The sequence below is a fragment of the Halorubrum lacusprofundi ATCC 49239 genome (genome assembly GCF_000022205.1).
GTDB classification, from domain to species: Archaea; Halobacteriota; Halobacteria; order Halobacteriales; family Haloferacaceae; genus Halorubrum; species Halorubrum lacusprofundi.
In genome coordinates this window covers 35998-59694 of sequence record NC_012029.1, presented here as the reverse complement: position 1 = coordinate 59694, position 23697 = coordinate 35998, and the positions used below count along the sequence as shown (strand labels likewise).

The following is a 23697-nucleotide window of genomic DNA, read 5'->3' as shown; positions in this document are numbered from 1 at the left end:
GATCGGCGTGAAGTGATCCGTGTCACGTCAATACGCACCGTGATCCGCCAGACAGCCGACGGTGACCTCCGCCGAGCCGACGACGGCGCCTCGCTATCGAAGGCTTTATCGCCGCAGCACCGGCTACATCGGACAAGTAGCCATGTCTGACAAACCCGCCTCTATGTATCGGACGATCGACAAGCCGTCGTACACCCGCCGCGAATACATCACGGGCATTCCCGGTTCGAAGATCGCCCAGCACAACATGGGCGACCTCTCCGCGGAGCCGGACGACTACCCCGTCCAGATCAGCCTCCGCGTCGAAGAGGAGCTCCAGATCCGACACGGCTCGCTCGAGAGCTCCCGGCTCTCGGCGAACCGGCACCTCATCAAGGAACTCGGCGAGGGTAACTACAAGATGACCCTCCGCAAGTTCCCCCATCAGGTCATTCGGGAGAACAAGCAGGCGACCGGCGCCGGTGCGGACCGTGTCTCCGACGGGATGCGGCAGGCGTTCGGCAAGCCGGTCGGGACCGCCGCGCGGCTCAACAAGGACGACATCGTCTTCACCGCGTACTGCGACGTCGAGCAGGCGTCCGTCGTGAAGGAGGCGTTCCGCCGCGCGTACAACAAGCTCTCGCCGCCGTGCCGGATCACGGTCGACCGCGGCGAGGAGCTGCTCGTTTCGTAGAGACCGCCCTCCAGTCCGATCGAGGCGGCCCTTTTTTCGTGCGATCGCTTCACGTAGCGCCGGCGCCACACGTCGAGCCGAACTCCTAAAATACCTCGCTCGCGTACCAAAACGTAGTGTCACAGCAGTTGGCCGAAGTCGAGACGCTGTTCCTCCACGAGGCGCGGAGCGACTACACCGTTGTCGCCACCCGCGACGGCAATCGGATACTCCGCGGGCGGCTCGAACTCAAGGAGACCTCCGCAGGCCCGCGACCGGGCAAGTTCCGTGTCATCCGCGACGGCGAGGACCATCCCCGCCAGCCCGGCGAATTCGTTGATCTCGCCCGCGCGGCCGGTCGGATTCGGATCTCCGAGCAGACCTCGCCGAAGAACCGCAAGCGGCTGCAGGCGATGCTCGACGGCTACCAGCTGGAGGCGATGGCGGTCCGGACCTGTCGGCGTTGCGCGAACGACGGTCGGTATGGCCCCATCACGAGCGACGGCGCAATCGAGCACAACGACGAGCTGATCTGTCGCGACTGCGCCCGCCGGGAGTTGGAACGCGAGCTGTCGTACAAAGGCGAGTTCACGGGCGCCGCCGAGGAGCGGCTAGAGGAGCTGCTGTACGAGTCCGGGGATTTAGACCGGATCGTCAACCTCCTGCAAGGCGGACTCGATCCCGATCTCACCAAGTACGACGAGGTCTCCGCGAACGTCGACGATATCTCCCCGGTCCGGACCGAGGACCTCGATCTCCATCCGGATCTCTCTGCACATCTGCAGGGCCGCTTCGAGGAGCTGCTCCCGGTCCAGAGCCTGTCCGTGCGGAACGGTCTCCTCGATGGTACCGACCAGCTCGTCGTGAGCGCGACCGCGACCGGGAAGACCCTCGTCGGCGAGCTAGCCGGAATCGACCGGGCACTGAAAGGGGACGGGAAGCTCCTCTTTTTAGTCCCTCTCGTCGCGCTCGCCAACCAGAAGCACGAGGACTTCAAAGACCGCTACGGCGACCGGCTGAACGTCTCGATCCGCGTCGGCTCCTCGCGGGTGAACGACGACGGAAACCGCTTCGACCCGAACGCCGACGTGATCGTCGGTACCTACGAGGGGATCGACCACGCACTCCGGACCGGGAAGGACCTCGGTGACATCGGCACCGTCGTCATCGACGAGGTCCACACGCTGAAGGAGGGCGAGCGCGGCCACCGGCTCGACGGGCTCATCTCACGGCTGAAGTACTACAGCGAGAATCGGATGGAGACCCACGAGGGGTACGGCGGCACCCAGTTCGTCTACCTCTCGGCGACGGTGGGGAACCCAGAATGGCTCGCCGAGAAGCTCCGAGCCACGCTCATCGAGTACGAGGAGCGACCCGTCCCCATCGAGCGCCACGTCACCTTCGCGGACAGCCGCGAGAAGGCGCAGATCGCCGACAAGCTCGTGAAGCGCGAGTTCGACACGAAATCCTCGAAGGGGTACCGGGGCCAGACGATCATCTTCACGAACTCCCGGCGACGATGTCACGAGATCAGCCGGAAGCTCCGGTACGACTCCGCGCCGTATCACGCCGGACTCGACTACAAGCGCCGGAAGAAAGTCGAACGGCAGTTCGGGAACCAGGACCTCTCGGCGGTCGTCACCACCGCGGCGCTGGCGGCCGGCGTCGACTTCCCCGCCTCGCAGGTGATCTTCGACTCGCTGGCGATGGGGATCGAGTGGCTCTCCGTTCAGGAGTTCTCCCAGATGCTCGGGCGCGCCGGGCGGCCGGACTACCACGACCGTGGCCGTGTCTACCTCCTCGTCGAGCCCGACGGCGTTTACCACAACTCCATGGACCGGACCGAAGATGAGGTGGCGTTCACCCTCCTCAAGGGGGAGATGGAGGACGTGGCGACCCACTACGACGAGACCGCCGCCGTCGAGGAGACGCTGGCGAACGTCGTCGTCGCGGGCAAGAAGGCCAAGCGGCTCAACGATCGGATGATCGGCGAGGTGCCGACGAAACACGCGGTCGGAAAGTTACTGGAGTGGAAGTTCATCGACGGCTTCTCGCCGACGCCGCTCGGTCGCGGTATCACGAGGCACTTCCTCGCGCCCGACGAGGCGTTCTTCATGCTCGACGCGATCCGGAAGGGGACGGACCCGTACCAGATCGTCGCCGACCTCGAACTGCGCGACGACGAGGAGTGAGGGTGCCGCAAGCGAGATAGCCGCGACCGAACGCGAGGCGGTCACGCAACGAAACGCTTTACCGGGCGATGCGGGTATGTATGGGTACGGGACCGTGGGTTAGTGGTATACTCCGGGCCTTGGGTGCCCGAGACCCCGGTTCGAATCCGGGCGGTCCCATCTTTCTGCTGCGAGCAACACCGCGAGCAGCAGTAGTGGAGCGGATTCGAAGCAGGGAGTGGAGCGACTGAGGTTCGAATCCGGGCGGTCCCACTTTCGCGGCGCAAACAACACCGTGAGCGCCGCAGCTGTGAACGGATTCGAGCCCTATCGGACGCGCGCAGCGACGGAGGAGCGAGCACGTTCGGTTCCGGTTCGAATCCTGGCGGTCCCATCTCGCTGTTTCTCGTCGCTACCGCTCCAGTACCGTCCCGATGGCGACGACGACGCAACTCGCCGATCCGGTCGCCGCTTTTCGAAATCCTTTTGTCCCGAATCGGCATTAGTCCGAGTGCGAGCCGCCTTAGCTCAGATTGGGAGAGCACTCGACTGAAGATCGAGCTGTCCCCCGTTCAAATCGGGGAGGCGGCATTTTCCTGCGAACCACATTCGTGAGCCTCACCTGAAGATCGACCTGTCCATCGTCCCCGCGAGCGCAGCGAGCGGGGAACAGTGAGACGACTGGAGGGAGTCTCACGCGTTTCAAATCGGGGAGGCGGCATTTTCCTGCAAACTCGTGAGGGAGCGGAGCGACCGAGCCGTAAGCAGCGAAAATTCTCCCGAGCCGATTTGAGCATGGAAGTCGCAGCCCGCGCAGCGAAGGGAGTGAGCAAGCGGGATCGTCTTCCAGAGTTCAAATCGGGGAGGCGGCATATCTTTTCCAAGCGAACCACATTCGTGAGCCTCACCTGAAGATCGACCTGTCCATCGTCCCCGCGAGCGCAGCGAGTGCTTCCTTTTCGGGTGCAGCCCGCAGCAATCGGCGGGTTCGTCGCCAGTAAGGCAGGATTACGGATTCGCGTACTCTGGCAGGCAGATTCAGCGAGTCATACCAATACCCGAGTGGGGACATAACAATACCCGAGTGTGGCCAACGTACGGTCGATGGCAGACCAGATCACGAGCGTATCGTTATCCGGAGCACGGTTTCTGGTGAGAGCACGGTTTCTGGTGACGCAGCTGTGCTCGAACGCAACCAGACGCAGCAACACCAAATTACAATGAAACGCCCGTCACTCAAAGACCAGTTCGGAGAGAGCGAGTCCAGTGTAGATGATCAGATAAGGGAAGCGATAGTCGAGGCCCTCTCGGCGAACGACAAGGTCATCGAAATCAGGCCTGCGAAACGATCGAAAGGGATGAGGCTGAAAAGACTCCTGCTGTTGGGAGCGGCTGCGATCGCCTTCGCCTACTGGGTCCAGAACTCCCAGAAGCCGAACAACCTTATCAAGGGTGTAAAGGAGAAGACGGCAAACCGGATCCACCAGACCGCAGAGAGTATCGAAAAGGGAAGCGAGAGCGCATCCGAACGGATCGAAGAGAGCTCAGAGCGGGCCAGCGAGGCGGTCCATGAAGCCGCCGAGAAGGCGTCAGACAAGGCCGAAGAAGCCGGCGAGAAAGTGTCAGACAAGGCCGAAGAAGCCGGCGAGAAGGCATCGGAAAAGGCTGAAGAAGCCGGCGAAAAGGCGTCAGACAAGGCTGAAGAAGCCGGCGAAAAGGCGTCAGACAAGGCTGAAGAATCAGGCGAGGAAGTAGTAGAGAGAATGGTGAAAGGCGACAAGAAGACGTCGGACGAGACCGACAGCGACGACAGCGACGACAGCGACTCCTCAGAGAAGTGAACTACCCACCCTACCGCTCGCCTGACGGATCGCGCTTGAGGGTGTTATCAGAACTCGAAGAGTTCTGACTGCTAACCAGAAGTCTATGACTTCTGGTGATTGGGCTTCCTGCTTCCACGACGCACTTTGCAGAGACAGGCGGATCTACAGGGAGCGCAGTCTCCGCAGACGTTGAAGAGAGGCGACGCGACCGAGACGCCAACGATTTAATACACAGGTGTTATCGTGCCACCAATATGAGTTGGAGAGAGAACGAAAGATATCTGACGTTGCTAAGTCTCGTGCTCTTCTTTGTACCGGCGATCGCGGTGCCGCTTTCGACCCTCGTCACAGTACCTGCGACAGTTCTGAGAGCGGCACCGGGTTTCGTACTGTTGGGGCCGGCAGTATACTGGTTGTCGACACGTCCAACCGATCCGGCAGACTCGGACGAACGAACGGGAGTTGATGGGTCTGAGCAACTGTCGTTACTTCCCGAACGAGTCGAGAGGGTGCTGCCTGAACGCCACAAAATAGTCACTTTCTGTATAATTTGACGGTCAGTCTCGGCTGCTCCCACGAAGTAGATCGAGGAAGTTCCAATTCACCGCTTTGGACAGACGATGTTACCCGGATTTCGACGGTATCTGCCGAAAGCTGTCGCTCACCGCCAACTGACAGGCCGTGGGCTGACCCCGGTCAGCCCGCGGCCGTTGCCTGTGATGCTGGCACTCCAACCCCGTTCGCTTTGATCTTCCACCGGCGGCGTAACTCCTCTTCCAGCTCATGACGAATCCAGTCACAGAACGTCTTGAACGTGAACTCCTCGGGCAGGTCGCGCCCGCCCCGCCGTGGGCGGGCGACGACCGCCCACCGTAGCACCAGCCACAGGTTCTCCAGCAATGCCGCGACCAACATGATGGCAAACCGCACGACGGGATCACGCGTCGTCGTGATCCCGCGTGCTTGCCGAAGTAAGCGATAGGTCGTTTCGATGCCTGAACGCTTCCTGTAGCGGTGTTCGACCTGCTTCGCTGAGCGATCAGTAACGCCACACGCCACGTAGCCACGAACGACCTCGCCGTGCTTGCCTCGATCTCCGTTCTGGTAGGAGACAGCGACCGCGAGCGGGAAGCGCAGTTCCCGCTCGCTGTCCTTGTACATGCGATAGGTCGTCATGTACGACTTGTGAGTTTCGAGTTTGTCCTTCATGCGCTCGCCCTTCTTGGGCACGTGAACGACCGTTGGGGCGATATCACGAGCGCGGCGGATGACGCGCTCGTTGTAGAATCCGCTGTCGGCAAGCAAGAGATCGATCTCGAAGGGATAGTTTTCGACGCGGGCGAGCACGCGCTCGACCGCGTCAGCCTCATCTTCGTCACTGCGGACGTAAGTCATCGCCAGCGTCACCGGCTTCCCGTTCGAGACGACGTACGCCGTGCAGTAGCGGTGGCAGGTCGTAGTCCCGTCCTTAGGAGCCATCGAACAGAGTTCGCCTTTCTCAGCATGGTGCTCGCCGTGGTAGGGATTGTCGATGAAGTCGATGGAGACGGTTCTCGACCGGTCAGGGTCGAAAATCGTCATGGCGAGCCGTGCGAGCAGAAGGTTGGCAACGACCTCAAGCCACTGACGGTTGAGTGTGTGGAGCCACCTCAAGACAGTGTCGTCACACGGCGTTCCCTCGGTATCGTTGCAGGTGTCCCAAATCGAGTTCTGGTTAGTGCAGGCTAGGATGACGACGAGCCAGATGTCGCCGGGGTCGAGGGGGCTCCCCTCGACACCCGGCAACGGGAGTGGCGTAATGACCTCTTCCGCTACGTCTTTGACATCCGACGCCGAAAGGTACTCGTCTGGATCAGGTATGGTGAACACATCCAGATCCAGACACTTTCTTGTGGTTAATTTAGCGATTCAATTCAGCTGATTACGCTGCTTGGGAAGTACCGACTGTATGACTCTCGTGTGGGCGAGATCGAGTACCCACACGTCGAACTAATCGTGACAAATTACACGCGGTTGAGCGAGGAGTCACAGTACAGGGACGACCTCCTCATCAGGGCGAATTACTTCTCTCTTGCAGTCATCGCGGTACTGATCGGAACGCTACTGCAGGCCAGTCCCGTGGTTCGCCCACTCGTCGCGATGGCCGGGGTAGCGATCGCGTACTCGTTCTGGCTCGCGACTGAATCGTACAAAGGGGCGAGAGACGTACTGAACGACAGCATGCGGCGTACCGAAACGCAGTTCGAGGAGCTGTCCGTGGTAGAAGACTACGACACGCGGTCTCGGTCACAGATCGAGAAGCGGAGCCTCTCTTCGTACTTTATCGGTCTCCAGATGACGACGACGTTCGTCTGGTTGGTCCTGTACGCGTTACTCGTGACAGAGTTCGTCTACCTCTAGTCGAATCGAGATAGCCGGTTTATTAACGTATTCAGTACTATTAGTAAACTAGAAAATGTCTGAGTACCTTTCTGTGGCGATAGAGGCCGCTAAAATCGCTGGGGAGTACCAGCGTAATCAGTTCGAGGAAATAACCGAGCACGACTACAAGTCACCGGGGAATCCCGTGTCCGGAGTGGATCATAGATCCGAGGCCCTCATCGTAGAACGTCTCTCGTCGTCCTTTCCGGACCATACGATCCTCTCCGAAGAATCAGGGATGATGGGAGATCACGAGACGAAGTGGATAGTTGACCCCCTCGACGGCACCTCAAACTACCTGCGAGGCCTTCCCGATTTCACGGTCTCGATCGGGCTGTCCGTCGGAGGTGAAACGGAGTTGGGAGTCGTGTATCGGCCGGTTAGCGACGAGCTGTTCGCCGCGTCGAAGCGGAGCGAGCCGCCGGACGAAGCCGTCACACTCGGGGTCTCGGATCGGGACGCGATCGAAGAAGCGCTCGTGGCAATCCCGTACTCCTCGCGGAACAAGGATCGCGATCGGGTGTGGGAGACACACCGGTACTTCGGGAGTCAGGTGGAAGGACTACGTTCGACCGGATCCGGAGCCCTCGACCTCGCGAATCTGGCCAGTGGCGTTACCGACATTGTTTACGCCTTCGATCAGAGCGAGTGGGATCGTACCGCCGGCCGGTTTTTGGTCGAAATAGCCGACGGAGTCGTAACGGGACACGACGGTGGCGCCACGTCGACCGGGGACTTCGTCGCCTCAAACGAGAAACTGCACGAGAGAGCCACCGACCTCAAGTGAGCGCCGGCTGGTTCCGGCTCATATCGCGTGACGAACCAGTCTCGCACCGTCATTTCCGCACCAGAACGACGGAAGAGTTCGCCAGTTCGCGTTGGAACCAGTCGCGGCCGAACCGATTCCGCCCGATCAGCAGTAACATGAGCAACGTCTTGTCCGAGATCCCATTCAGATCGCCCTCCAATTTCGGAGCCGCTACCGGGAGTTCGGCGTCGTTCGTGTCGGTCCGAATGAGCGCGGAGAGCGCGTCCGGTCGCAGCGGAACAGCGAGGAATCGATCGAACTCGTCGGCGTCTTCGGCTCGATCGATACGATCGAGGACGTGGTCTGACGATCGAGAGGTCGTAATGATTGAAAACAGCGCCGGATTGAGGTGTGACTCCGGATGCAGGTCTTCGAAGATACCGAAACAACGGATCCGATCTAAATCCTCCAGACCGGTTTCCTCGTACACTTCACGGGCGACAATCTCCGCGGTCGGGCAGAGTTCGCCCGCGCGCATGTCTCCGTTTCGGTCGAGATAGCCGCTCCCCGGCAGGGAGAGGAAGTTGCTATCCGTGCGCCTTTTCACGCCGATCAGAAGATCGTCACCGGCGACGATGGCGACCATCGAAGACAGGTATCGGATCGATTCCTCAAGTTCGTCTCTCAACCTGGTCGCCGACGTTTCGAGGGAATCGGAGAGCAACAGTCGGCGTACGAAGTGCTGTTTGAACTGCGCCGGCCCGACCACGATTCCGGTATCCGACGCTTCCAGGAGTCGAAAGCCGGGGGCGTCGAACAGGCCCGGCCGTTCCCGCTTCGCGCTCTCCCAGAGCCGGTCGATACGCTCAGATTGGTCCTCTACCACGGACGCCATCGCGTCGGGTCGATAGTCGATCGAAACAGACTCGGGCGCACGCCCGTCGGCTCCAAAGTCGACCCACTCGCGGAACTCTCTGTGCATGATTCCTCGTCGCTACGGCATCCCGAGGAGCATTAATAATGCGTGGTCTGGCCGTACGAGGAGGTCACGGACGATGCATCGGCCCGATTCGGCGGACGGCGACGATCACTCATCGGGAGGGAGCGGCGACACGCACCGACGACAGTAGGTGAACGCGGGGTCGTTGTCCGCCCCGCACTGGGGACACGTCGCCGAGGCCCTGCCGTCGTCGCCGTCGTCTTCGACCGGATCGCGGGGCACCCGATCGTGCTCCTCGTCTTCCGTATACGGCTCCAGTCCTCCGGACCGTCGCCTGCGACGGATCTCGCGCGCGTCACCGACGATATCCCAGAGAACGCGGACACCAAGGCCCAGCGCGACGAGCAAGAGCGCGCCGATGACCGCGAGGTAGAGGAGTCCGGGGTCGATCATACGGGACGTACGGACCGGAACGGGAGATAGTGTGGGGTGGCAACACCAGAGCGTTTCGTGCGAGAGCACTCAGTACCGCAGCGTGGCGTCGAGGATGCCGGCCGTCTGTCCGGCGCCGACGACGGCGAGCGCGGCTGCGGTCCACGTCGCCGAGGGAGCCAACGCGATGCCGACCGTTCCGGCGACACAACAAGCGGCGCCGACATCGTAGATACGCGCGCCCTCCTCGACACGACTCCGGGTGTAGGCGAACCCAGCCGCCGGGAGGAGCGCCCAGCCGAAAAGCGAGACCGCGAGCAGGGCGTCCGGAGGGACACCGAAGGTGTCCCCGAATGCAAGGAACCCCGCGACGCCAGCGAGCGTGACGGGCGTACCTGCGAGGATCACGAGCTTCCACGCTCGGAGCACGCCGTCGGACATGTCGCGCCACGAGGCGGCGACGAACGCGACGAGCAGGACGCTCATGACGACGTGCGCGACGAACAGCGCGCGTGTCGAGATGACACCGAGCACTGTCGCGGCGACGACGGTCCACGCCGCCGGTACGAGCAGCCCTGGACCGTTCTCCCTGAGTGACCGGAACACGCTAGGTTGAATCGCGGCGGTTGAACATAAACACCCCTCCGGTGACAGTTGCGATTGCGGAACCGACAGAACAGTTGGAGGGACGAGGGTATCCTCGGTGTACTCACAGATAGGTGCAGTATCCGTGTAGTACCGGAACAGACGTTCGCCACCACACGTGGTAACTGTACACTCGCAATCCTTATGTCCGAACGGGGCATTCGTTAGAATGTAATGGCGACCGGAAAGGTTGATTTCTTCAACGACACTGGCGGCTACGGATTTATTGAGACTGACGACGCTGACGACGACGTGTTCTTCCACATGGAAGATGTCGAAGGGCCGGACCTCGAAGAGGGCCAGGAGCTCGAGTTCGACATCGAGTCCTCGCCCAAGGGACCGCGCGCGTCCAACGTCGTTCGGCAGTAAGCCGATCCGATACGGTGGGTCGGTCCGGCTGACGCCGAACGCGACTCTGACACGCGACAACAAGACTTCTGCCCGCTCGCGGATTCACATCCGGCGCGGGTTCTTATCATAACGACGAGCGTCGTCGCCGCCGATCGGGGTGGCTGGCGGCGACGAGCGCCGACTGCGTCCGACGCCCGAGCGAGCGTTCAGATGTGTTGCCCCCAGAGCCCGCGGCCCTTTCGCACCTCGACGTCGCCCTCGACGCGAGTCTGACACGCGAGGCGCACGTCGTGACTCGGGTGATGCGGGGGTAACCAGAGGCGAGCCTTCTCCTTCTTCCCCGGCTCGCTGACCGCACCGTCGACCTGCACGGCGCAGGTGCCACACGACCCGGTTCCGCGGCAGTTGAACTGCTCGGCCCGCCCGTTGTACACCGAGAGGCCGGCCTCTTTGAGCACGTCGCGGAGGATCGCCCCCTCCTCACACTCAATCTCCTCGCCTTGGTAGGATACGGTCGGCATGGACGATCGAGTGGTACGTAAGCGAGCCACAAAGAATCGTCGGGAACGACGGTCGGAAGCGAGTCGATCGTTTCCCGGAGACGGCAATCAGAGCATTCGGAGACGCAACCAAAGCGTCCGAAAACGCGACCGGGACGGCCTCAGCCGGCACGAATCTCGTCTGCCGGGTGTCGGACGCCGGACAGGGCGTTTTTTACCCTCGGACCCGCAGGTGAAGCGTAATGGGACTCAGGTGTCTGCTCGGGCACGACTTCGGCGAGCCCGAACTACGGCGCGAGCGCGAGGAGGACGGGAACGAGGTTGTCACCACCGTCACCGAGGTAAAGACCTGCGCTCGCTGCGGCGAGACGCAGGTGGTCAGCGAGAACACTGAGGTCACGACGATGAAACAGCTGACCGATGAGGCCACCGTCGTGGGCGACGAGCCGACGGGGCCCGACGCCGATTCGGACCGCGAGACTCCGGTAACCGGCGTCGAGGGGACCGGTCCCGACGGCGATATCGACGGCGACGACGCCGTGATCATCGGCAACAGCCCCGAGGACGGCGACGACACGGCCGACATCCCCGCAGAGCCGGGAGCGGCCGACGCCAGGACACCGGAGACGAAACCGGGCGATACGACCGCGTCGGAGTCGGAAACAGAAGCGGACGTGGAGGCGGGAGCGGCCGGCGATGACGGCGGGGCAGAGCTGATCGACGAAGGGCCGTCGGGCGCGGGCGACGACGACAGCAACGGCAGCCTCGAACGCGACGATGGTGAGTACGCGGCGTACCCGGAGGCCGAGACGACGGAGCCGACCGCCGACGAGGAGCGCGCCGAGACCGACGACGGCGTGATTCTCGACGAGGAGGGCGAAGACGCTGACGACCGCGAGCGCGGCGCGTGGCCCGACGTGGACGAGTCGGACGAGGGTGGTGAGGAGCCGACCCCGTGGCCCGAACACGGCGGCGAAGACGAGGGGTTCAGCGCCGAGCTAGACGACGGCAACACGGGCGACGTGGAGTTCGGCGGGGGGCTCACGCCCGAGGCCGCCGACCAGCCGACCGACGGTGAGGACGCGGACTACGTCGAGGCACCGGCGCAGACAGCGGTCGAAGCGAACGGTGCGGCCGAGACCGGCAGCGCAGTCGACGACGGCGTCGGGATCACCCGCGGCGACAGCCCGGACCTCGAAACGTCGACCTCAGAGGTGACGACAGAGTACTACTGTCCCGAGTGCGAGATGACTCGCGCCGCCGACGGCAACTCCATGCGCGCGGGCGATATCTGTCCGGAGTGCAAGCGCGGGTACGTCGACGAGCGACCAATCTAAACCTGCCTCCCTCCCGATCGCCGCCCCGAGCGGGCGCCTCACCGATTCGCTCGATCCGCCGGTGAACCGGGCGAAGACCCCGTGACGAAACTGGTTTACGGCCCCCTGTCGAACGAACGTGGCATGAAGGAGTACAAGATGCGCCGCGGTGAGCATCTGGACGACCGCATGCCCGACCTGAAAGGCTCCATCGAGGAGTACTTCGGCGAAGTCACCGACACGGAAGAGTGGCAGGACCACGAGCTGTACGTCGTCGAAGATCCCGACAACCCCGTCTTCGACCGCATCGTGGCCGGCGCCACCAAGTACGGCAGCAAGAAGGACAAGCTTGCGGTCCACTTCGAGGAGCGCCCCGCCGAAGACGTCATCGCGGAAGGGAACGCCGACGCCGCCGCCGACGCGGTCGACGCCAAAAACGAGTTCCTGCTGGAGGCGACCGGTCGCGACGCGAAGTCCCGGCGTGAGTCGCTGAAGCGCGAAGTCGAGGACGACGCCCCCGACTACTGAACGACGGTTTCGCTTTTCCACGGCATTGACGCGTCGCAAGCGGCAGCGCCGTCGATCCAACGAGTGTCAGGATCGATCGGTAAAAAGTTTATTCAGAACTGAGTTAATAATTCGGCGGTTTTAAGTTGTCGGGGGGCGAAAGGGAAGTATGAGCATCAAGAAAGTCATGCTAGCGGTCGGAACAGAAGACGAGGAGCGAACCGAGCGGCTCGCGGAAGAGGCTATCGCAGTGGCCGAACCCGCGGGCGCGGAGGTCGTGTTGACCCACGTGTTCACCGACGAGGAGTTCGATACGGTCAGATCTCGGCTGGGTGTCGACGAGACGAGCGAGGGGTCGACCCCTGACGCCGTCGCCGAGCGACACACGACCACGCGAGCGCTCTCGGAGGCGCTCACCGAGGCCGGCGTGTCGCACTCGGTCCGGGGTGCCGTCGGCGACCACGCCGACGAGGTCGTCGAGGCGGCGTCTGCGATCGGTGCCGACCGCGTCGTCGTCGGCGGTCGCCGCCGGTCGCCGACCGGGAAGGCCGTCTTCGGGAGCGTCGCCCAAGAGGTCCTCCTCTCGTCGCCGTGTCCGGTGACGTTCGTGCGTTCGGCGTCGTAATCGTGCGTTCGGCGTCGCAAATCCGTGAGACACCGGCGCACACGGAAACGAGAGCGATCCGCTCCGGCGTGTGTCCCCTGAAGCGTCCCGCTTAAGTGATACCGGTCCGCGAGTTTACCCGATGTACTACGTGGGCGTCGACCTCGGAGCGACAAACGTCCGGGCGGTCGTCGGCGACGAAACCGCAACCGTCCTCGGATCCGACTCGCGAGGGACCCCGAGCGGGCCAAACGGGATCGCGGTCACCGAGGCCGTTCTCGGCGTGGTCCGCGGCGCGTGCGAGGACGCCGGAATCGACCCGACCGCGGTAGTCGCGGCTGGGATCGGCTCGATCGGTCCCCTCGATCTGGCTGCCGGGATCGTACAGGGACCGGCGAATCTCCCGGACACCGTCGAACGAATTCCCCTCATCGGACCGGTTTCACAGCTGTTAGACACCGACGAGGTCCATCTCCACAACGACACCATCGCGGGCGTCATCGGCGAGCGGTTCCATTCCGAGCGCAACCCCGACGACATGGTGTATCTCACCATCTCCTCCGGTATCGGTGCCGGCGTCGCCGTCGATGGCAACGTGCTCTCGGGGTGGGACGGCAACGCCGGCGAGGTCGGCCACATGACGGTCGACCCGCACGGCTTCATGACCTGTGGATGCGGGCTCGACGGCCACTGGGAGGGGTACTGCTCGGGCAACAACATCCCGAAGTACGCCCGCGAGCTCCACGAGGAGGACCCGATCGAGACCTCCCTGCCGATCGAGGACCCCGACTTCTCCGCGGTCGACGTGTTCGAGGCGGCCGGCGAGGACACCTTCGCCGACCACGTGATCGCTCAAGTCGCCCACTGGAACGCGATGGGCGTCGCCAACGTCATCCACGCGTACGCCCCACTAGTCGTGAGCGTCGGCGGCGCGGTCGCGCTCAACAACCCCGAGTTGGTGCTCGACCCGATCCGCGAGAAGCTCGCGGACATGGTGTTCATCAACGTCCCCGAGGTTCGCCTCACCGAACTTGGCGACGACGTGGTGGTGAAGGGCGCACTCGCGAGCGCGCTCACGGGCGGCACGGGCGACCGATCGCGGGTCGACCCGCCACCGAGGTGATCTTCGAGTCTGCGGGAGAGGCGGATCGGCGGATCGGCGAGAGAGCGGGTCGCAGTTAGTCCTCGAACTCGGTCATTTCGGGCTTGACATCCGGATCGACCGCGTCGCGCGTCTCGAGGTACGCGTCTCGGTATCGGCGGAGCTTCCGCAGGAGAACGTACGCGAATGCGCCCTGAAACAGGAGCACGAAGACGAACAGGGAGACAAGCTGCGGGAGCCCGGTCGCGACCGACAGCACCGTCGTCACTGGCCCGACCAACGTGTTGTACAGCGCGTGGATCGCGGCAGCGATGATAAGCCCCTTCACGACGATCGGTCCCCGGTTCCCAGGGTTGAATTTGGCGAGCCCGAGGTAGTATCCCGCGAACGCGGAGTAGATGACGTGTCCGGGGCCGGCGAGCGCGCGCAGCGCGGCGATCCCGTCGCCCGCACCGAGCGTGGCGATACTGAGCGAAAGCTCCCCCAGATCGACGGTCTGCGCGATGTACACGAGGTTCTCGATGACGACGAACCCCAGCCCGGCGATCGCGCCGTACACCGCCCCGTCGATGACCGCGTCGAACCGGTCGTCGGTGTACGCGTACAGCCGAACCGCGAGTAGCTTCACCGACTCCTCGATCGGACCGACGATCGCGAAGAAGAAGAGGACGAGCCCGGGGAATCCGAACGGCTGGAAGTACGGCTGCGCGACGCTGTTGAGGAGTGCCGCGAACGTCGCGGTCAGGATCGACAGGAGGAACGTCGCCACCAGCAGGGAGAGCGGCTCTCCGGTGGTCACGTCGGAGACGTACACGTACGCTGCGAGCCCGAGCGCCGGGATCGCTGAGAGCCCGACGAGCATCCCGACCGCCGGGTCGAAGACGAGTCCGAGCCCGAAGGATCCGAGGATCGCGAGGAGCCCGAGGAGCGCGACGAAGACGACGATCGCCTTCGCCGACCGAGTAATGAGCCAGTGCAGCGCGACGGAGAGCCCGTCGAGGGAGGTACGCTCCTCCCACGTGGCGATGTCGTAGAGGTCGCGGTCGTCGTCGGCGCGCGACTCGACCGGATCCGACCGAGATGGCATGTCATCTCATTCGGACCGAGGTAACTTAAGCCGTGGCGGGATTCGAGGCGTCGTCGACCCGCCATCGCGCGCGCGACACCGCGGACCCGACAAGATTGAAACCGCGCCGACCGAAGGGACAGTATGCACTTCGACGCACGGACCCAACGGGCCCTCCGCGAGGCGGGGCTCGACACGGACGCGATTGCGGCGGCATCCGACCGAGTCGCCGAACTGGTCGACGAGGACGCCGACAGCCTCCGGGAGTTCTTCGCGCCGGCGGGACACTACTACTCCGACATGGAGATGGCCCACAGCGCGACCGAGAGACAGGAGCACGCGACCGCCGACGTCGATCTGTTCACCCACGGGAGCGACCTCCGGGGCTACCTCTCGCTCGAGGGCTGGGGTGTTCCGATCGAGGGAGGGCGCGTGTTGCGGACCGCGGAGACAGGAGGAGATGACGAGGAAGGAGACAACGATGAGACGCCCGTCCTCGTCGAACTGTCGCTCGGCGCGACCGTCCACGACCGCGTCCGGTTCGCGCGCGACCCCGACGAGCTATGAAGGCCCGCGTTCGCGGCATCTACGCGACGGCGCTCACCGAGGCCCTGCTCGACGCGGGCCACGAGGTCGTCGGCGCGTCGACCCCGATCCGACGGCGCTTCGACGCCGAGTTCGAAAGCGCACCGCCCGACGCACGGATCGCGACGACAGAGGATCGGCAGGGTGTCGGCGCGCACGGGGATCCGGACGCGATAGGGACCCTCCGGGGCCTCCTGACCGACACGGGACTCGACGCGCTGGCGTGGACCGATCCGACCCCGCCCGGGACCGTCTGCGACGGGACGGTGACCGAGACGCTCGGCGGTGGGGCGGTCGTACGGCTTCGCGTTGGCGGGGGCGAGAGCGAGGGCGACGCCACCACCGAGGGGTACCTCCCGTACGGGAGCGTCGACGACCGAATCGAGACCGGCGATCCGGTCCGGGTGCAGGTCCGGGAGTCCGCGGCGCCATGGACGGATCGCCGCCCCGAGTTGGACGGGTCGCTGCGAGCGGGCGGCGGGCTCGTCACGCTCGAACCCGGCTCGGGCACCCGCGTCGACGCGCGGAACGACAAGGACGCGCGAGAGCTGTCGGGAATGCTCGACCTGCTCGGACTGAAGCCGCCGGAGGGGTGGCGCGCCGTCTGGAAGCCGCCCGCGGTCGACGCCGACACCGAGGAGCTGCAGGCCGGACTCGACCGGGCGGTCGCGGCCGTCGAGGGGCTGGACGACGCCGTCGACGCGGCGGGAGGCGCCGGCGTTCTCGACGGTTCGGACAGCGTTCGCGAGGAGCCGTTGACGCGCCCGAACGCCGGCGTCTGGGTGTGGTTCGGCCGCGAGAGCCGGTTCGCGCTCGACGACCGCCGACGCGAGGCGACCGCGACGATGCCGGGTCACCACCGGGTGAAGGCGGGGTCGGCGGACGCATCTTCGGGCGTTGACCTCGCAGAGGCGCTGTGCGAGCCCGACGCGGACGCCTCATTCCCGTTCGGGGTCGTGACGGACGCGTTCGGGCCGGCCGAGGGCGACGCGCTCCGGCTCGAACACGGCAAGCCCGACGGGCGACTGATCACGCTGGGCGAGGCGACGGTGACCACAGTCGACGCCGACGGCTCGGTCGCGGTCGAGCGCGAGATGACCGGCGGCGGCTCTTACGACGGGTTGGACGTGCCCCGCGAGGCCGGCGACATCGCTGAGACCAGCCTGAAGGAGGGCCGATGGTGGTACCCGACGACGTACCGCGGGCGCGATGGGACGGTGCGCGGGACGTATGTCAACGTCTGCACGCCGGTCGAGGTGTTCCCGGACGCCGCCCGCTACGTCGACCTTCACGTCGACGTGATGAAACACCCCGACGGGACCGTCGAGCGCGTCGACGACGACGAACTGCGGGACGCAGAGGCGGCCGGAGACGTGCCGGAGCCGCTGGCGGAGAAGGCTCGGAGCGTGGCGTCGGCGCTGGAGAACGCGCTGTGAGGGGACAACGACGGCGACGCGCTCGGGAGTCGTGTCAGTTCACGTCTCTGTAGCCGCGGGACCCGTCTTAAAAGTGGTTCGCGGATTCGGTCTCGTGTTTCAGCTCGCCGCCGCGACCGCCCTCCACCGTGGAGGCGCCCTGATCGCCGGAGGAGGCGGACCGCACCGTCACGTTCTCCACCTCGTCGAAGTCCATGATCAGGTCGCGGCGGATGTTGTCGGCGGTGATGTTCGAGATACCGCACCCGGAGCAGGTGCCGCCGAGTTCGACGACGACCTCGCCGGTCTCGGCGTCCGCCTCGCGCACGACGCTCGTGCCGCCGTGCATCTGGATGATCGGCATCTGTCCGACCATCCACTTCTCGACCCGGTCCGCGAGGCTTTCGTCGCTCATTACCGTCCCTTCTCGGCCGAGCCTATGGAAGCTTGCGGTTTGCGAGCACGGCGAATGCCGGAAACGAACTGTATCATCGTCGATCCGGCGGGAGGAGTGACGAGGAGGTACGCGTCCCCACTCACTCGTCCGGTCGCTCAGGTTCGTCCCCGTCGCTCGGGAGCCGCGTCGGATCCGCTGGACCGTCGCCGTGCATCGAGTCGTCGCGTTCGAGGAGGTACAACAGCGGTCCCAGCGCCGCGATCACGAGCACGCCGGGAAGCGGTGCGTCGGGGACGAGGAGCACGGTTATCACGGATATTCCTGACGTGACGATGACGAAGGCGGCCCACAGGCGCGGCGATCCGAGGTCGACGCCGACGCGGCCAGCGTCGCGGTAGACGAGCGCGGCCGCGACCGCGGCGAGAAGCGCGGCGGCCCCAGCGCCGAGGGCCGTGATGAGGGACATACCGATGGTTCGGCCGAGAGGCGAAAAAGGGTGTCGCGAGCGGGCGGTGGATCGGAAGGCGAGCGGAGGAACAGCGGAGGAGCCGCGGGGCGGCTCGCGCCTGGACCGCTACGGCGCCTCGCCAGTCTCGATGCTGAAGGAGCCGCGGGGGTACGCGACGCAGGTCAGGGTGTAGCCATCCTCGATCTCGGCGTCTTCGAGCATCTGCTGGTTGTCGTGCTCGACGAAGTCCTCGGAGGGACCGTCGGCGATCCGACCGGCACAGGAGACACACTGGCCCTGCCGGCAGGCGTACGGGAGGTCCCAGCCCTGATCTTCGCCCTGGTCCAAGATCGGCTCGTTGTTGGAGAGTTCGACGGTCTCGCCCTGCTTGACGAACTCGACCTCGAAGTACTCGACCTCGTCTTCGGGGATGTCGCCGGGCCCGGAGCCGCCCGCCGCACCATCCTCCAGTTCACCTTCCTCGCCTTCGCCGCCGGCGGGGATCGCCCCGCCGCCGCCACCGCCGCCGATCGAGCGGTTCCCGGGCTCGGGGAACTCGGTCTCGGGCACGGCGGCGGCGCGTCGTTGGAGTACCTCGTCCGAGATGTCCGTCGCGGGCTCCCAACCCCTCCCCTTCAGCGAACTGACGAGGACGACGAGCAGCGTCGCGATCACCGCGACGACGATCGCCGTCGGGTTCACGATCGTCGTGATGAGCGGATTGAGCATACAAACGGATATGAAGAGGTGGTTTAAGGCCGTTTTGATCGGTCCAACTGCATGAAAGTCCCGACGGTACTTCGGACGACGGCGACGTTCTCAGCGACCGCGACGTCATCAGCGACCGCGGCGCCCTCAGCGACCGCGACCATCACGCCGTGGAGCGGTCCATTTATCGGCCGAGCGGTCGACTGGGTGTGCATGGAAGTGAAATCGCGGCATCACCTCCGGAGCGACGATATCACGGCGATCCGCGAGGCGGTCGCCGACCACCTCGGCGTCGACATCGACGGGGACACCTTCGAATTCGTCGAGTTCGTGGACGCGAACTACGAGCTCGTGTTGGTCGACGGAGAGCCGGCGGTCTTCTACGTCGACGACGACGAGCCGTTCCTCACCGTGCGAGGTGCGAACGATTACGAGCCGGAGACGGGAATCGTCACGGTCGACGCGGGGGCCATCTCGTTCGTCTCCGGCGGCGCCGACGTGATGCGCCCCGGCATCGTCGAGGCCGACTCGGCGATCCGCGAGGGCGACCTGGTCGTGATCGCCGAGGAGACCCACGAGAAGGTGCTCGCGGTCGGCCGCGCGCTGGTCGACGGCGATAATATGGTCGGCGACAGCGGGAAGGTCGTCGAGTCGATCCACCACGTCGGCGACGAGCTGTACGAATTCTCGGGGTAAGCGAGCGCGATCGGAATGTTGTTTATAAATGACGCGAGCAGTAGCGACAACCATTTATAAACGAACGGCTGGAGCGGCGACACGATAACCGCTGATATCGTATCCGTCGAACGCGCGATCGCTCCGCGCCTTTTAATCGCCTCGCCTGCGACTCCCACGACAATGACCGCGATTCGGGTGCTGAGCTACAACGTCCGCTACGCCAACCGCGACGATCATCACGACGCCTGGCACGACCGTCGCGACGCGGTCGGACGGCTCGTCCGCTTCCACCGCCCGGACGTCGCCGCGTTTCAGGAGCCGCTGCCCGGTCAACGGCGCGACCTGCGCGAGCGCCTCTCGGAGTACGAGTTCGTCGGGCGAGGCCGGGAAGCGGACGACGAGGGCGAGAGCTGCCCGATCGCGGTCCGGACCGATCGCTGGGAGGTCGTCGACGACGACACGTTCTGGCTCTCCGAGACGCCGAGCGAACCGTCGACCGACTGGGGTGCGGACTACCCGCGGATCGCGACGTGGGCGCGAGTCCGGGCGATCGATGGCGACGCCGCCCTCCTCGTCGTCAACACGCACTTCGACCACGTCAGCGCGCACGCCCGCCGCGAATCGGCGCGACTGCTCTGCCAGCGACTCCCGGACGTAGCGGGACCGGACGCAGGCGAGTCCGACGAGACGATCCCCGTCGTACTCGTCGGCGACTTCAACTGCACGTCGGGATCCGACCCGCATCGGATCCTCGTCGGCGACGATCCGACGGCGGAGACGGACACAGCGCCGATCGACGACTCCGGGATCGCGCTCCGCGACGCGGCCACGGCAGCCGACCTCCGACACGGGCCAGAGACGAGCCTCACCGATTTTGCTCGGCTGATCGACGGTCGCCGGATCGACCACGCGCTCGTCTCGCCCGAGGTCGGCGCTGAGGCGTTCGCAACCCTCACCGACCGTGACGACCGGGGGCGCTACCCCTCTGACCACCTGCCGGTCCTCGCGCGACTGGCCTTATAAAGAGCCGGCGGCGATCACTACTACTCGTCCGCGTACTTCTCCATCACCGTCTCGTAGCCGCGCTTGGCCGTCTCGTACGTCTCGCGAAGGTCATCGATCGGTGTCTCACTCGCGTCGATGCGAAGGTCGTTGTAGTACGGGTCGTCGGTCGCTTCGTCCGTGTTCGTCACCTGTAGCGCCGCGGATTGGACTTTCAGGTCCTCTCGCTTGTCGCCGCCAGCCTCGTGGCCCGCCGCGAGCGCGTCGATCAGCCGCTCGGCCAGCGGGGCCTCACCGTGGGCGTCCGACTCGTAGGCGGCCGCGACGTCGTCTATCACGTCCTCGCCCGTCAGGAGGTTGCCCGCGACGGTGTAGTTCTCGCCGACGACGTGGCCGTACCAGTCGTTGCACTCCTCGCCGGAGAACGCGAACGTCCCGTCGGCGTCGACGCCGTGGAGCTGGCGCTGTGACTTCCCCTCGTCGGCGTTTAGGAGGGACTCCAGCGCGTCGTCGACGGCGAGTCCGTCGCCCAAATACGCGATCCCTTTTCGGCCCAACTCAACGTTGACGAGCGACTGAGTCGCCACCGCGCCGTCCGCCGACGCAAACGGACACAGCGTTCCGACCCCCGGCAGGCGTGTGGTCACTGCCACGCCGTACCGAATCTGGTCGTCGCCGTCGTCGTCGGTGTACCGCTCGCGAACGCAGATGCTGAACGTCACACCGGTCGTGGGGCGGGGACCGGCAAAAGGCTGCGGCCCGGAGGCGGCGTTTCCGGTTTCAGATTCCAAGGGCGGCATCACCGTGGAGACGAAGAGGACGCCGAGATAAGCCCGTTCTCGGCCGCAAAGGGGAGCCAAACCGCTGGCACCGGAGACGGTCGCAGTATCATGATTAGTGCCAACGGGCGACACACTTATGCGTGCGAATCTCCCTCATACATATAGCCTCGGTTACGGGCGAACGGCGATCCGTCGTGGGTCGCCCTCGACGGCAGCAGCGTTCGCGGCTCCATGAGCCGTTGTCTCAGGCACGAAGAGCTGTGCCGCCGCGCGTCGAGGGTGCTCGCAGCGGATCGCCGCCCCTCCGAGCGACCAGGGACTAGATACAATGCCAAACCGACACACGCTCGAACGGCTCAGCGAGGAGTACCGGACGAACGTCCCGGACGATCTCCGGGAACCCCGCTCGTTCAACTGGTACCTCGACGCGCTGTACGAGGAGCCGCGGATCGCGCGGAACGCTCACCAGCGCGTCGCGGACATGTTCGACCACTACGGCACCCAATACGACGAGGAACGCGGCGTCGTCGAGTACGCGCTCGCCGCGGACGACCCCCTCCACGACGGCGAGAACGTCTTCTACGGCCGAGAGGTCCACGAGGCGATCCACGAGTTCGTCAACAAGGTGAAATCCGGCGCTCGGGGCCTCGGACCCGAAAAGCGGATCAAGCTTCTGCTCGGTCCTGTCGGCTCCGGTAAGTCGCATTTCGACTGGCTGGTCCGTCGGTACTTCGAGGCGTACACCCGCGAGGACGCCGGTCGGATGTACACCTTCCGCTGGGTGAACCTCTGTTCGGTGATCGACGATCAGGACCCCGGCGACGACACCGTGCGCTCGCCGATGAACCAGGACCCGCTCGTGCTCATCCCGCGCCCCCAGCGCGAGGGCGTGATCGACGAGCTCAACGAGCGGCTCGACGCACCCTACACCCTCCGAAACGACCAACACCCGGACCCGGCCTCGGAGTTCTACCTGAACGAACTGCTCGCGCACTACGACGACGACTTACAGCGGGTCCTCGACAACCACGTCGAGGTCGTCCGGCTCGTCGCCGACGAGAACCGCCGGGAGTGCATCGAGACGTTCGAGCCGAAAGACAAGAAGAACCAGGACGAAACGGAACTCACCGGCGACGTCAACTACGCGAAGCTCGCCGTCTACGGCGAGTCAGATCCACGCGCGTTCGACTACGCCGGCGCGTTCTGTAACGCCAACCGCGGGCTGTTCTCCGGGGAGGAACTACTCAAACTGCAGCGAGAGTTCCTCTACGATTTCCTCCACGCCTCTCAGGAGTCGACGATCAAGCCGAAGAACAACCCCCGGATCGACATCGATCAGGTGATCGTCGGGCGGACGAACATGCCGGAGTACCGCGAGAAGACCGGCGACGAGAAGATGGAGGCGTTCAACGACCGCACCAAGCGGATCGACTACCCCTACGTGTTGGAGTACGAGAGCGAGGCGAAAATCTACGAGAAGATGCTCAACAACGCCGACGTGCCCAACGTCCACGTCGAGCCGCACGCCTTGGAGATGGCCGGCCTCTTCGGCGTTCTCACCCGCTTAGAGGAGCCGGCCGACGAGACGGTGAGCCTCCTCGATAAGGCGAAGGTGTACAACGGCGAGCTAGAAGACGAGGAGATCGACCGTCGGAAGCTCCGCGAGGACGCCGCCGAATCCGCCGACGTGGGCGAGGGGATGGACGGGATCTCCGCCCGATTCGTCGGCGACGAGATCGCCGAGGCGATCATGGACGCCACCCACCGCGACCGCAGCTACCTCTCGCCGCTGTCCGTCTTCGACCACTTCGAGGCGAACCTCGGCGGCCACGGCTCGATCGCGGAAGCGGACCTCGACCGCTACGAGCGGCTCTTAGAGACCGTCCGCGAGGAGTACCGCGAGCGCGCCATCGAAGACGTGCGCCACGCGTTGGCGTACGACGTTGACGAGCTCCGCCGGCAGGGTGAGAAGTACATGGACCACGTGATGGCGTACATCGACGACGCCACCGTCGACGACGAGCTCACCGGCCGCGAGACCGAGCCGGACGAGACGTTCCTGCGCGCGGTCGAAGAGCAGCTCGACGTGCCCTCCGATCGCAAGGACGACTTCCGACAGGAGGTGTCGAACTGGGTCTCCCGGCGCGCTCGCGAGGGGCGCGGCTTCGACCCGCGGGAGAACGACCGACTCCGGCGCGCGCTCGAACGCAAGCTGTGGGAGGACAAGAAGCACAACATCAACTTCTCGGCGCTGGTCTCCGCGACCGACCTCGACGACGAGGAGCGGAGCGCGTGGGTCGACGCCTTGGTCGACCGCGGCTACTCCGAGGACGGCGCCGCGGAGGTGCTGGAGTACGCGGGCGCGGCCGTCGCCCGCTCCGAGATCGAAAACGGCGGGGACTGA

At 64.7% G+C, this 23697-nt stretch carries 26 protein-coding genes and 2 tRNA genes; 17 read left to right on the top strand and 11 right to left on the bottom strand.

The window, feature by feature from the left end:
* The first annotated feature begins 142 nt into the window (after positions 1-142).
* The 5 genes from HLAC_RS00295 to HLAC_RS00275 all read left to right on the top strand — a co-directional run bounded on the left by HLAC_RS00295 (position 143) and on the right by HLAC_RS00275 (position 4664).
* Complete coding sequence (locus tag HLAC_RS00295) at positions 143-673, top strand: 50S ribosomal protein L16 (protein ID WP_012659307.1); 531 nt, start codon at positions 143-145, stop codon at positions 671-673.
* Between the two features lie 116 nt (positions 674-789).
* Positions 790-2844, top strand: a complete 2055-nt coding sequence (locus HLAC_RS00290; RefSeq protein WP_012659306.1) for a DEAD/DEAH box helicase — start codon at positions 790-792, stop codon at positions 2842-2844.
* An 88-nt stretch (positions 2845-2932) separates the two neighbouring features.
* Positions 2933-3003: transfer RNA gene (locus tag HLAC_RS00285), tRNA-Pro, on the top strand.
* 337 nt (positions 3004-3340) lie between these two features.
* Positions 3341-3414 (top strand) — tRNA-Phe (locus HLAC_RS00280).
* Positions 3415-4004: 590 nt separating this feature from the next.
* Positions 4005-4664: a hypothetical protein gene (locus HLAC_RS00275; RefSeq protein ID WP_143420261.1), complete on the top strand. Its 660-nt coding sequence runs from the start codon at positions 4005-4007 to the stop codon at positions 4662-4664.
* 678 nt (positions 4665-5342) lie between these two features.
* Here HLAC_RS00275 and HLAC_RS00270 read toward each other — a convergent pair.
* A complete protein-coding gene (locus tag HLAC_RS00270) occupies positions 5343-6515 on the bottom strand; it encodes an ISH3-like element ISHla8 family transposase (RefSeq protein ID WP_012659234.1) in 1173 nt (390 codons plus the stop codon).
* 126 nt (positions 6516-6641) lie between these two features.
* Between HLAC_RS00270 and HLAC_RS00265 the strand changes: the two genes are divergently transcribed.
* Complete coding sequence (locus HLAC_RS00265) at positions 6642-7046, top strand: hypothetical protein (protein WP_143420275.1); 405 nt, start codon at positions 6642-6644, stop codon at positions 7044-7046.
* A gap of 55 nt (positions 7047-7101) precedes the next feature.
* Positions 7102-7854 carry an inositol monophosphatase family protein gene (locus HLAC_RS00260; protein WP_012659303.1) on the top strand — a complete coding sequence of 251 codons (753 nt, stop codon included), beginning with the start codon at positions 7102-7104 and terminating at the stop codon, positions 7852-7854.
* Positions 7855-7903: 49 nt separating this feature from the next.
* Here HLAC_RS00260 and HLAC_RS00255 read toward each other — a convergent pair whose 3' ends face one another.
* The 3 genes from HLAC_RS00255 to HLAC_RS00245 form a co-directional block, all read right to left on the bottom strand.
* Positions 7904-8797, bottom strand: a complete 894-nt coding sequence (locus HLAC_RS00255) for an NUDIX hydrolase (protein WP_012659302.1) — start codon at positions 8795-8797, stop codon at positions 7904-7906.
* Positions 8798-8902: 105 nt separating this feature from the next.
* The gene (locus tag HLAC_RS00250; protein ID WP_012659301.1) at positions 8903-9208 is read right to left on the bottom strand and encodes a zinc ribbon domain-containing protein; all 306 of its coding nucleotides are present in this window, start codon (positions 9206-9208) and stop codon (positions 8903-8905) included.
* Between the two features lie 69 nt (positions 9209-9277).
* Positions 9278-9793, bottom strand: coding sequence for a hypothetical protein (locus tag HLAC_RS00245; RefSeq protein ID WP_012659300.1), 516 nt, complete (start codon positions 9791-9793; stop codon positions 9278-9280).
* 213 nt (positions 9794-10006) lie between these two features.
* Between HLAC_RS00245 and HLAC_RS00240 the strand changes: the two genes are divergently transcribed.
* Positions 10007-10201 carry a cold-shock protein gene (locus tag HLAC_RS00240; RefSeq protein ID WP_004048101.1) on the top strand — a complete coding sequence of 65 codons (195 nt, stop codon included), beginning with the start codon at positions 10007-10009 and terminating at the stop codon, positions 10199-10201.
* A 188-nt stretch (positions 10202-10389) separates the two neighbouring features.
* On the opposite strand, the gene HLAC_RS00235 is transcribed toward HLAC_RS00240, so the two are convergent.
* A complete protein-coding gene (locus tag HLAC_RS00235) occupies positions 10390-10704 on the bottom strand; it encodes a 2Fe-2S iron-sulfur cluster-binding protein (RefSeq protein WP_012659299.1) in 315 nt (104 codons plus the stop codon).
* A gap of 221 nt (positions 10705-10925) precedes the next feature.
* Between HLAC_RS00235 and HLAC_RS00230 the strand changes: the two genes are divergently transcribed.
* From HLAC_RS00230 to HLAC_RS00215, 4 genes are all read left to right on the top strand, one after another.
* A complete protein-coding gene (locus tag HLAC_RS00230; protein WP_012659298.1) occupies positions 10926-12020 on the top strand; it encodes a DUF7093 family protein in 1095 nt (364 codons plus the stop codon).
* A gap of 123 nt (positions 12021-12143) precedes the next feature.
* Complete coding sequence (locus tag HLAC_RS00225) at positions 12144-12527, top strand: DUF5611 family protein (protein ID WP_049933053.1); 384 nt, start codon at positions 12144-12146, stop codon at positions 12525-12527.
* Between the two features lie 148 nt (positions 12528-12675).
* Positions 12676-13131 (top strand): universal stress protein, encoded by a 456-nt coding sequence (locus tag HLAC_RS00220; RefSeq protein ID WP_012659296.1) that lies wholly within the window; start codon positions 12676-12678, stop codon positions 13129-13131.
* Between the two features lie 121 nt (positions 13132-13252).
* Positions 13253-14233 (top strand): ROK family protein, encoded by a 981-nt coding sequence (locus HLAC_RS00215; RefSeq protein WP_012659295.1) that lies wholly within the window; start codon positions 13253-13255, stop codon positions 14231-14233.
* A gap of 55 nt (positions 14234-14288) precedes the next feature.
* Here the strand turns inward: HLAC_RS00215 and HLAC_RS00210 are convergent, their stop codons facing one another.
* Positions 14289-15299, bottom strand: a complete 1011-nt coding sequence (locus HLAC_RS00210) for a PrsW family intramembrane metalloprotease (protein WP_012659294.1) — start codon at positions 15297-15299, stop codon at positions 14289-14291.
* A gap of 123 nt (positions 15300-15422) precedes the next feature.
* On the opposite strand from HLAC_RS00210, the gene HLAC_RS00205 reads away from it, so the two are divergent.
* Entirely contained in the window at positions 15423-15845 is a 423-nt protein-coding gene (locus HLAC_RS00205; protein WP_012659293.1) for a DUF7532 family protein, read from the top strand.
* Positions 15842-17299: a ribonuclease FAU-1 family protein gene (locus HLAC_RS00200; protein WP_012659292.1), complete on the top strand. Its 1458-nt coding sequence runs from the start codon at positions 15842-15844 to the stop codon at positions 17297-17299. Before HLAC_RS00205 ends, HLAC_RS00200 begins: the two co-directional genes overlap by 4 nt.
* 67 nt (positions 17300-17366) lie before the next feature.
* On the opposite strand, the gene HLAC_RS00195 is transcribed toward HLAC_RS00200, so the two are convergent.
* The 4 genes from HLAC_RS00195 to HLAC_RS18655 all read right to left on the bottom strand — a co-directional run bounded on the left by HLAC_RS00195 (position 17367) and on the right by HLAC_RS18655 (position 19046).
* Positions 17367-17693 carry a NifU family protein gene (locus HLAC_RS00195; RefSeq protein WP_012659291.1) on the bottom strand — a complete coding sequence of 109 codons (327 nt, stop codon included), beginning with the start codon at positions 17691-17693 and terminating at the stop codon, positions 17367-17369.
* 121 nt (positions 17694-17814) lie between these two features.
* Positions 17815-18141 (bottom strand): hypothetical protein, encoded by a 327-nt coding sequence (locus HLAC_RS00190; RefSeq protein WP_012659290.1) that lies wholly within the window; start codon positions 18139-18141, stop codon positions 17815-17817.
* Between the two features lie 108 nt (positions 18142-18249).
* A complete protein-coding gene (locus tag HLAC_RS00185) occupies positions 18250-18852 on the bottom strand; it encodes a 2Fe-2S iron-sulfur cluster-binding protein (RefSeq protein ID WP_012659289.1) in 603 nt (200 codons plus the stop codon).
* Between the two features lie 23 nt (positions 18853-18875).
* On the bottom strand, positions 18876-19046 hold the full coding sequence (locus HLAC_RS18655; protein ID WP_154018572.1) for a hypothetical protein: 171 nt from the start codon (positions 19044-19046) through the stop codon (positions 18876-18878).
* Between HLAC_RS18655 and HLAC_RS00180 the strand changes: the two genes are divergently transcribed.
* Both HLAC_RS00180 and HLAC_RS00175 read left to right on the top strand, forming a co-directional pair.
* Positions 19045-19527, top strand: a complete 483-nt coding sequence (locus tag HLAC_RS00180) for an RNA-binding protein (RefSeq protein ID WP_012659287.1) — start codon at positions 19045-19047, stop codon at positions 19525-19527. The two genes, HLAC_RS18655 and HLAC_RS00180, sit on opposite strands and share 2 nt — an antisense overlap.
* 162 nt (positions 19528-19689) lie before the next feature.
* Positions 19690-20532, top strand: a complete 843-nt coding sequence (locus HLAC_RS00175; RefSeq protein WP_012659286.1) for an endonuclease/exonuclease/phosphatase family protein — start codon at positions 19690-19692, stop codon at positions 20530-20532.
* 20 nt (positions 20533-20552) lie between these two features.
* Here HLAC_RS00175 and HLAC_RS00170 read toward each other — a convergent pair whose 3' ends face one another.
* Complete coding sequence (locus HLAC_RS00170; protein WP_012659285.1) at positions 20553-21233, bottom strand: DUF1028 domain-containing protein; 681 nt, start codon at positions 21231-21233, stop codon at positions 20553-20555.
* A 388-nt stretch (positions 21234-21621) separates the two neighbouring features.
* Between HLAC_RS00170 and HLAC_RS00165 the strand changes: the two genes are divergently transcribed.
* The gene (locus HLAC_RS00165) at positions 21622-23697 is read left to right on the top strand and encodes a PrkA family serine protein kinase (protein ID WP_012659284.1); all 2076 of its coding nucleotides are present in this window, start codon (positions 21622-21624) and stop codon (positions 23695-23697) included.

Bases quoted from the DNA above. Each gene is read 5' to 3' on its own strand.
- HLAC_RS00250 (WP_012659301.1), bottom strand. From the start codon at position 9,208: ATGATCGACCCCGGACTCCTCTACCTCGCGGTCATCGGCGCGCTCTTG.
- HLAC_RS00180 (WP_012659287.1), top strand. From the start codon at position 19,045: ATGGAAGTGAAATCGCGGCATCACCTCCGGAGCGACGATATCACGGCG.
- HLAC_RS00190 (WP_012659290.1), bottom strand. From the start codon at position 18,141: ATGTCCCTCATCACGGCCCTCGGCGCTGGGGCCGCCGCGCTTCTCGCC.
- HLAC_RS00240 (WP_004048101.1), top strand. From the start codon at position 10,007: ATGGCGACCGGAAAGGTTGATTTCTTCAACGACACTGGCGGCTACGGA.
- HLAC_RS00185 (WP_012659289.1), bottom strand. From the start codon at position 18,852: ATGCTCAATCCGCTCATCACGACGATCGTGAACCCGACGGCGATCGTC.
- HLAC_RS00195 (WP_012659291.1), bottom strand. From the start codon at position 17,693: ATGAGCGACGAAAGCCTCGCGGACCGGGTCGAGAAGTGGATGGTCGGA.
- HLAC_RS00225 (WP_049933053.1), top strand. From the start codon at position 12,144: ATGAAGGAGTACAAGATGCGCCGCGGTGAGCATCTGGACGACCGCATG.
- HLAC_RS00220 (WP_012659296.1), top strand. From the start codon at position 12,676: ATGAGCATCAAGAAAGTCATGCTAGCGGTCGGAACAGAAGACGAGGAG.
- HLAC_RS00235 (WP_012659299.1), bottom strand. From the start codon at position 10,704: ATGCCGACCGTATCCTACCAAGGCGAGGAGATTGAGTGTGAGGAGGGG.
- HLAC_RS00215 (WP_012659295.1), top strand. From the start codon at position 13,253: ATGTACTACGTGGGCGTCGACCTCGGAGCGACAAACGTCCGGGCGGTC.
- HLAC_RS00260 (WP_012659303.1), top strand. From the start codon at position 7,102: ATGTCTGAGTACCTTTCTGTGGCGATAGAGGCCGCTAAAATCGCTGGG.
- HLAC_RS00210 (WP_012659294.1), bottom strand. From the start codon at position 15,299: ATGCCATCTCGGTCGGATCCGGTCGAGTCGCGCGCCGACGACGACCGC.
- HLAC_RS18655 (WP_154018572.1), bottom strand. From the start codon at position 19,046: ATGCACACCCAGTCGACCGCTCGGCCGATAAATGGACCGCTCCACGGC.
- HLAC_RS00205 (WP_012659293.1), top strand. From the start codon at position 15,423: ATGCACTTCGACGCACGGACCCAACGGGCCCTCCGCGAGGCGGGGCTC.
- HLAC_RS00200 (WP_012659292.1), top strand. From the start codon at position 15,842: ATGAAGGCCCGCGTTCGCGGCATCTACGCGACGGCGCTCACCGAGGCC.
- HLAC_RS00230 (WP_012659298.1), top strand. From the start codon at position 10,926: ATGGGACTCAGGTGTCTGCTCGGGCACGACTTCGGCGAGCCCGAACTA.
- HLAC_RS00165 (WP_012659284.1), top strand. From the start codon at position 21,622: ATGCCAAACCGACACACGCTCGAACGGCTCAGCGAGGAGTACCGGACG.
- HLAC_RS00255 (WP_012659302.1), bottom strand. From the start codon at position 8,797: ATGCACAGAGAGTTCCGCGAGTGGGTCGACTTTGGAGCCGACGGGCGT.
- HLAC_RS00295 (WP_012659307.1), top strand. From the start codon at position 143: ATGTCTGACAAACCCGCCTCTATGTATCGGACGATCGACAAGCCGTCG.
- HLAC_RS00175 (WP_012659286.1), top strand. From the start codon at position 19,690: ATGACCGCGATTCGGGTGCTGAGCTACAACGTCCGCTACGCCAACCGC.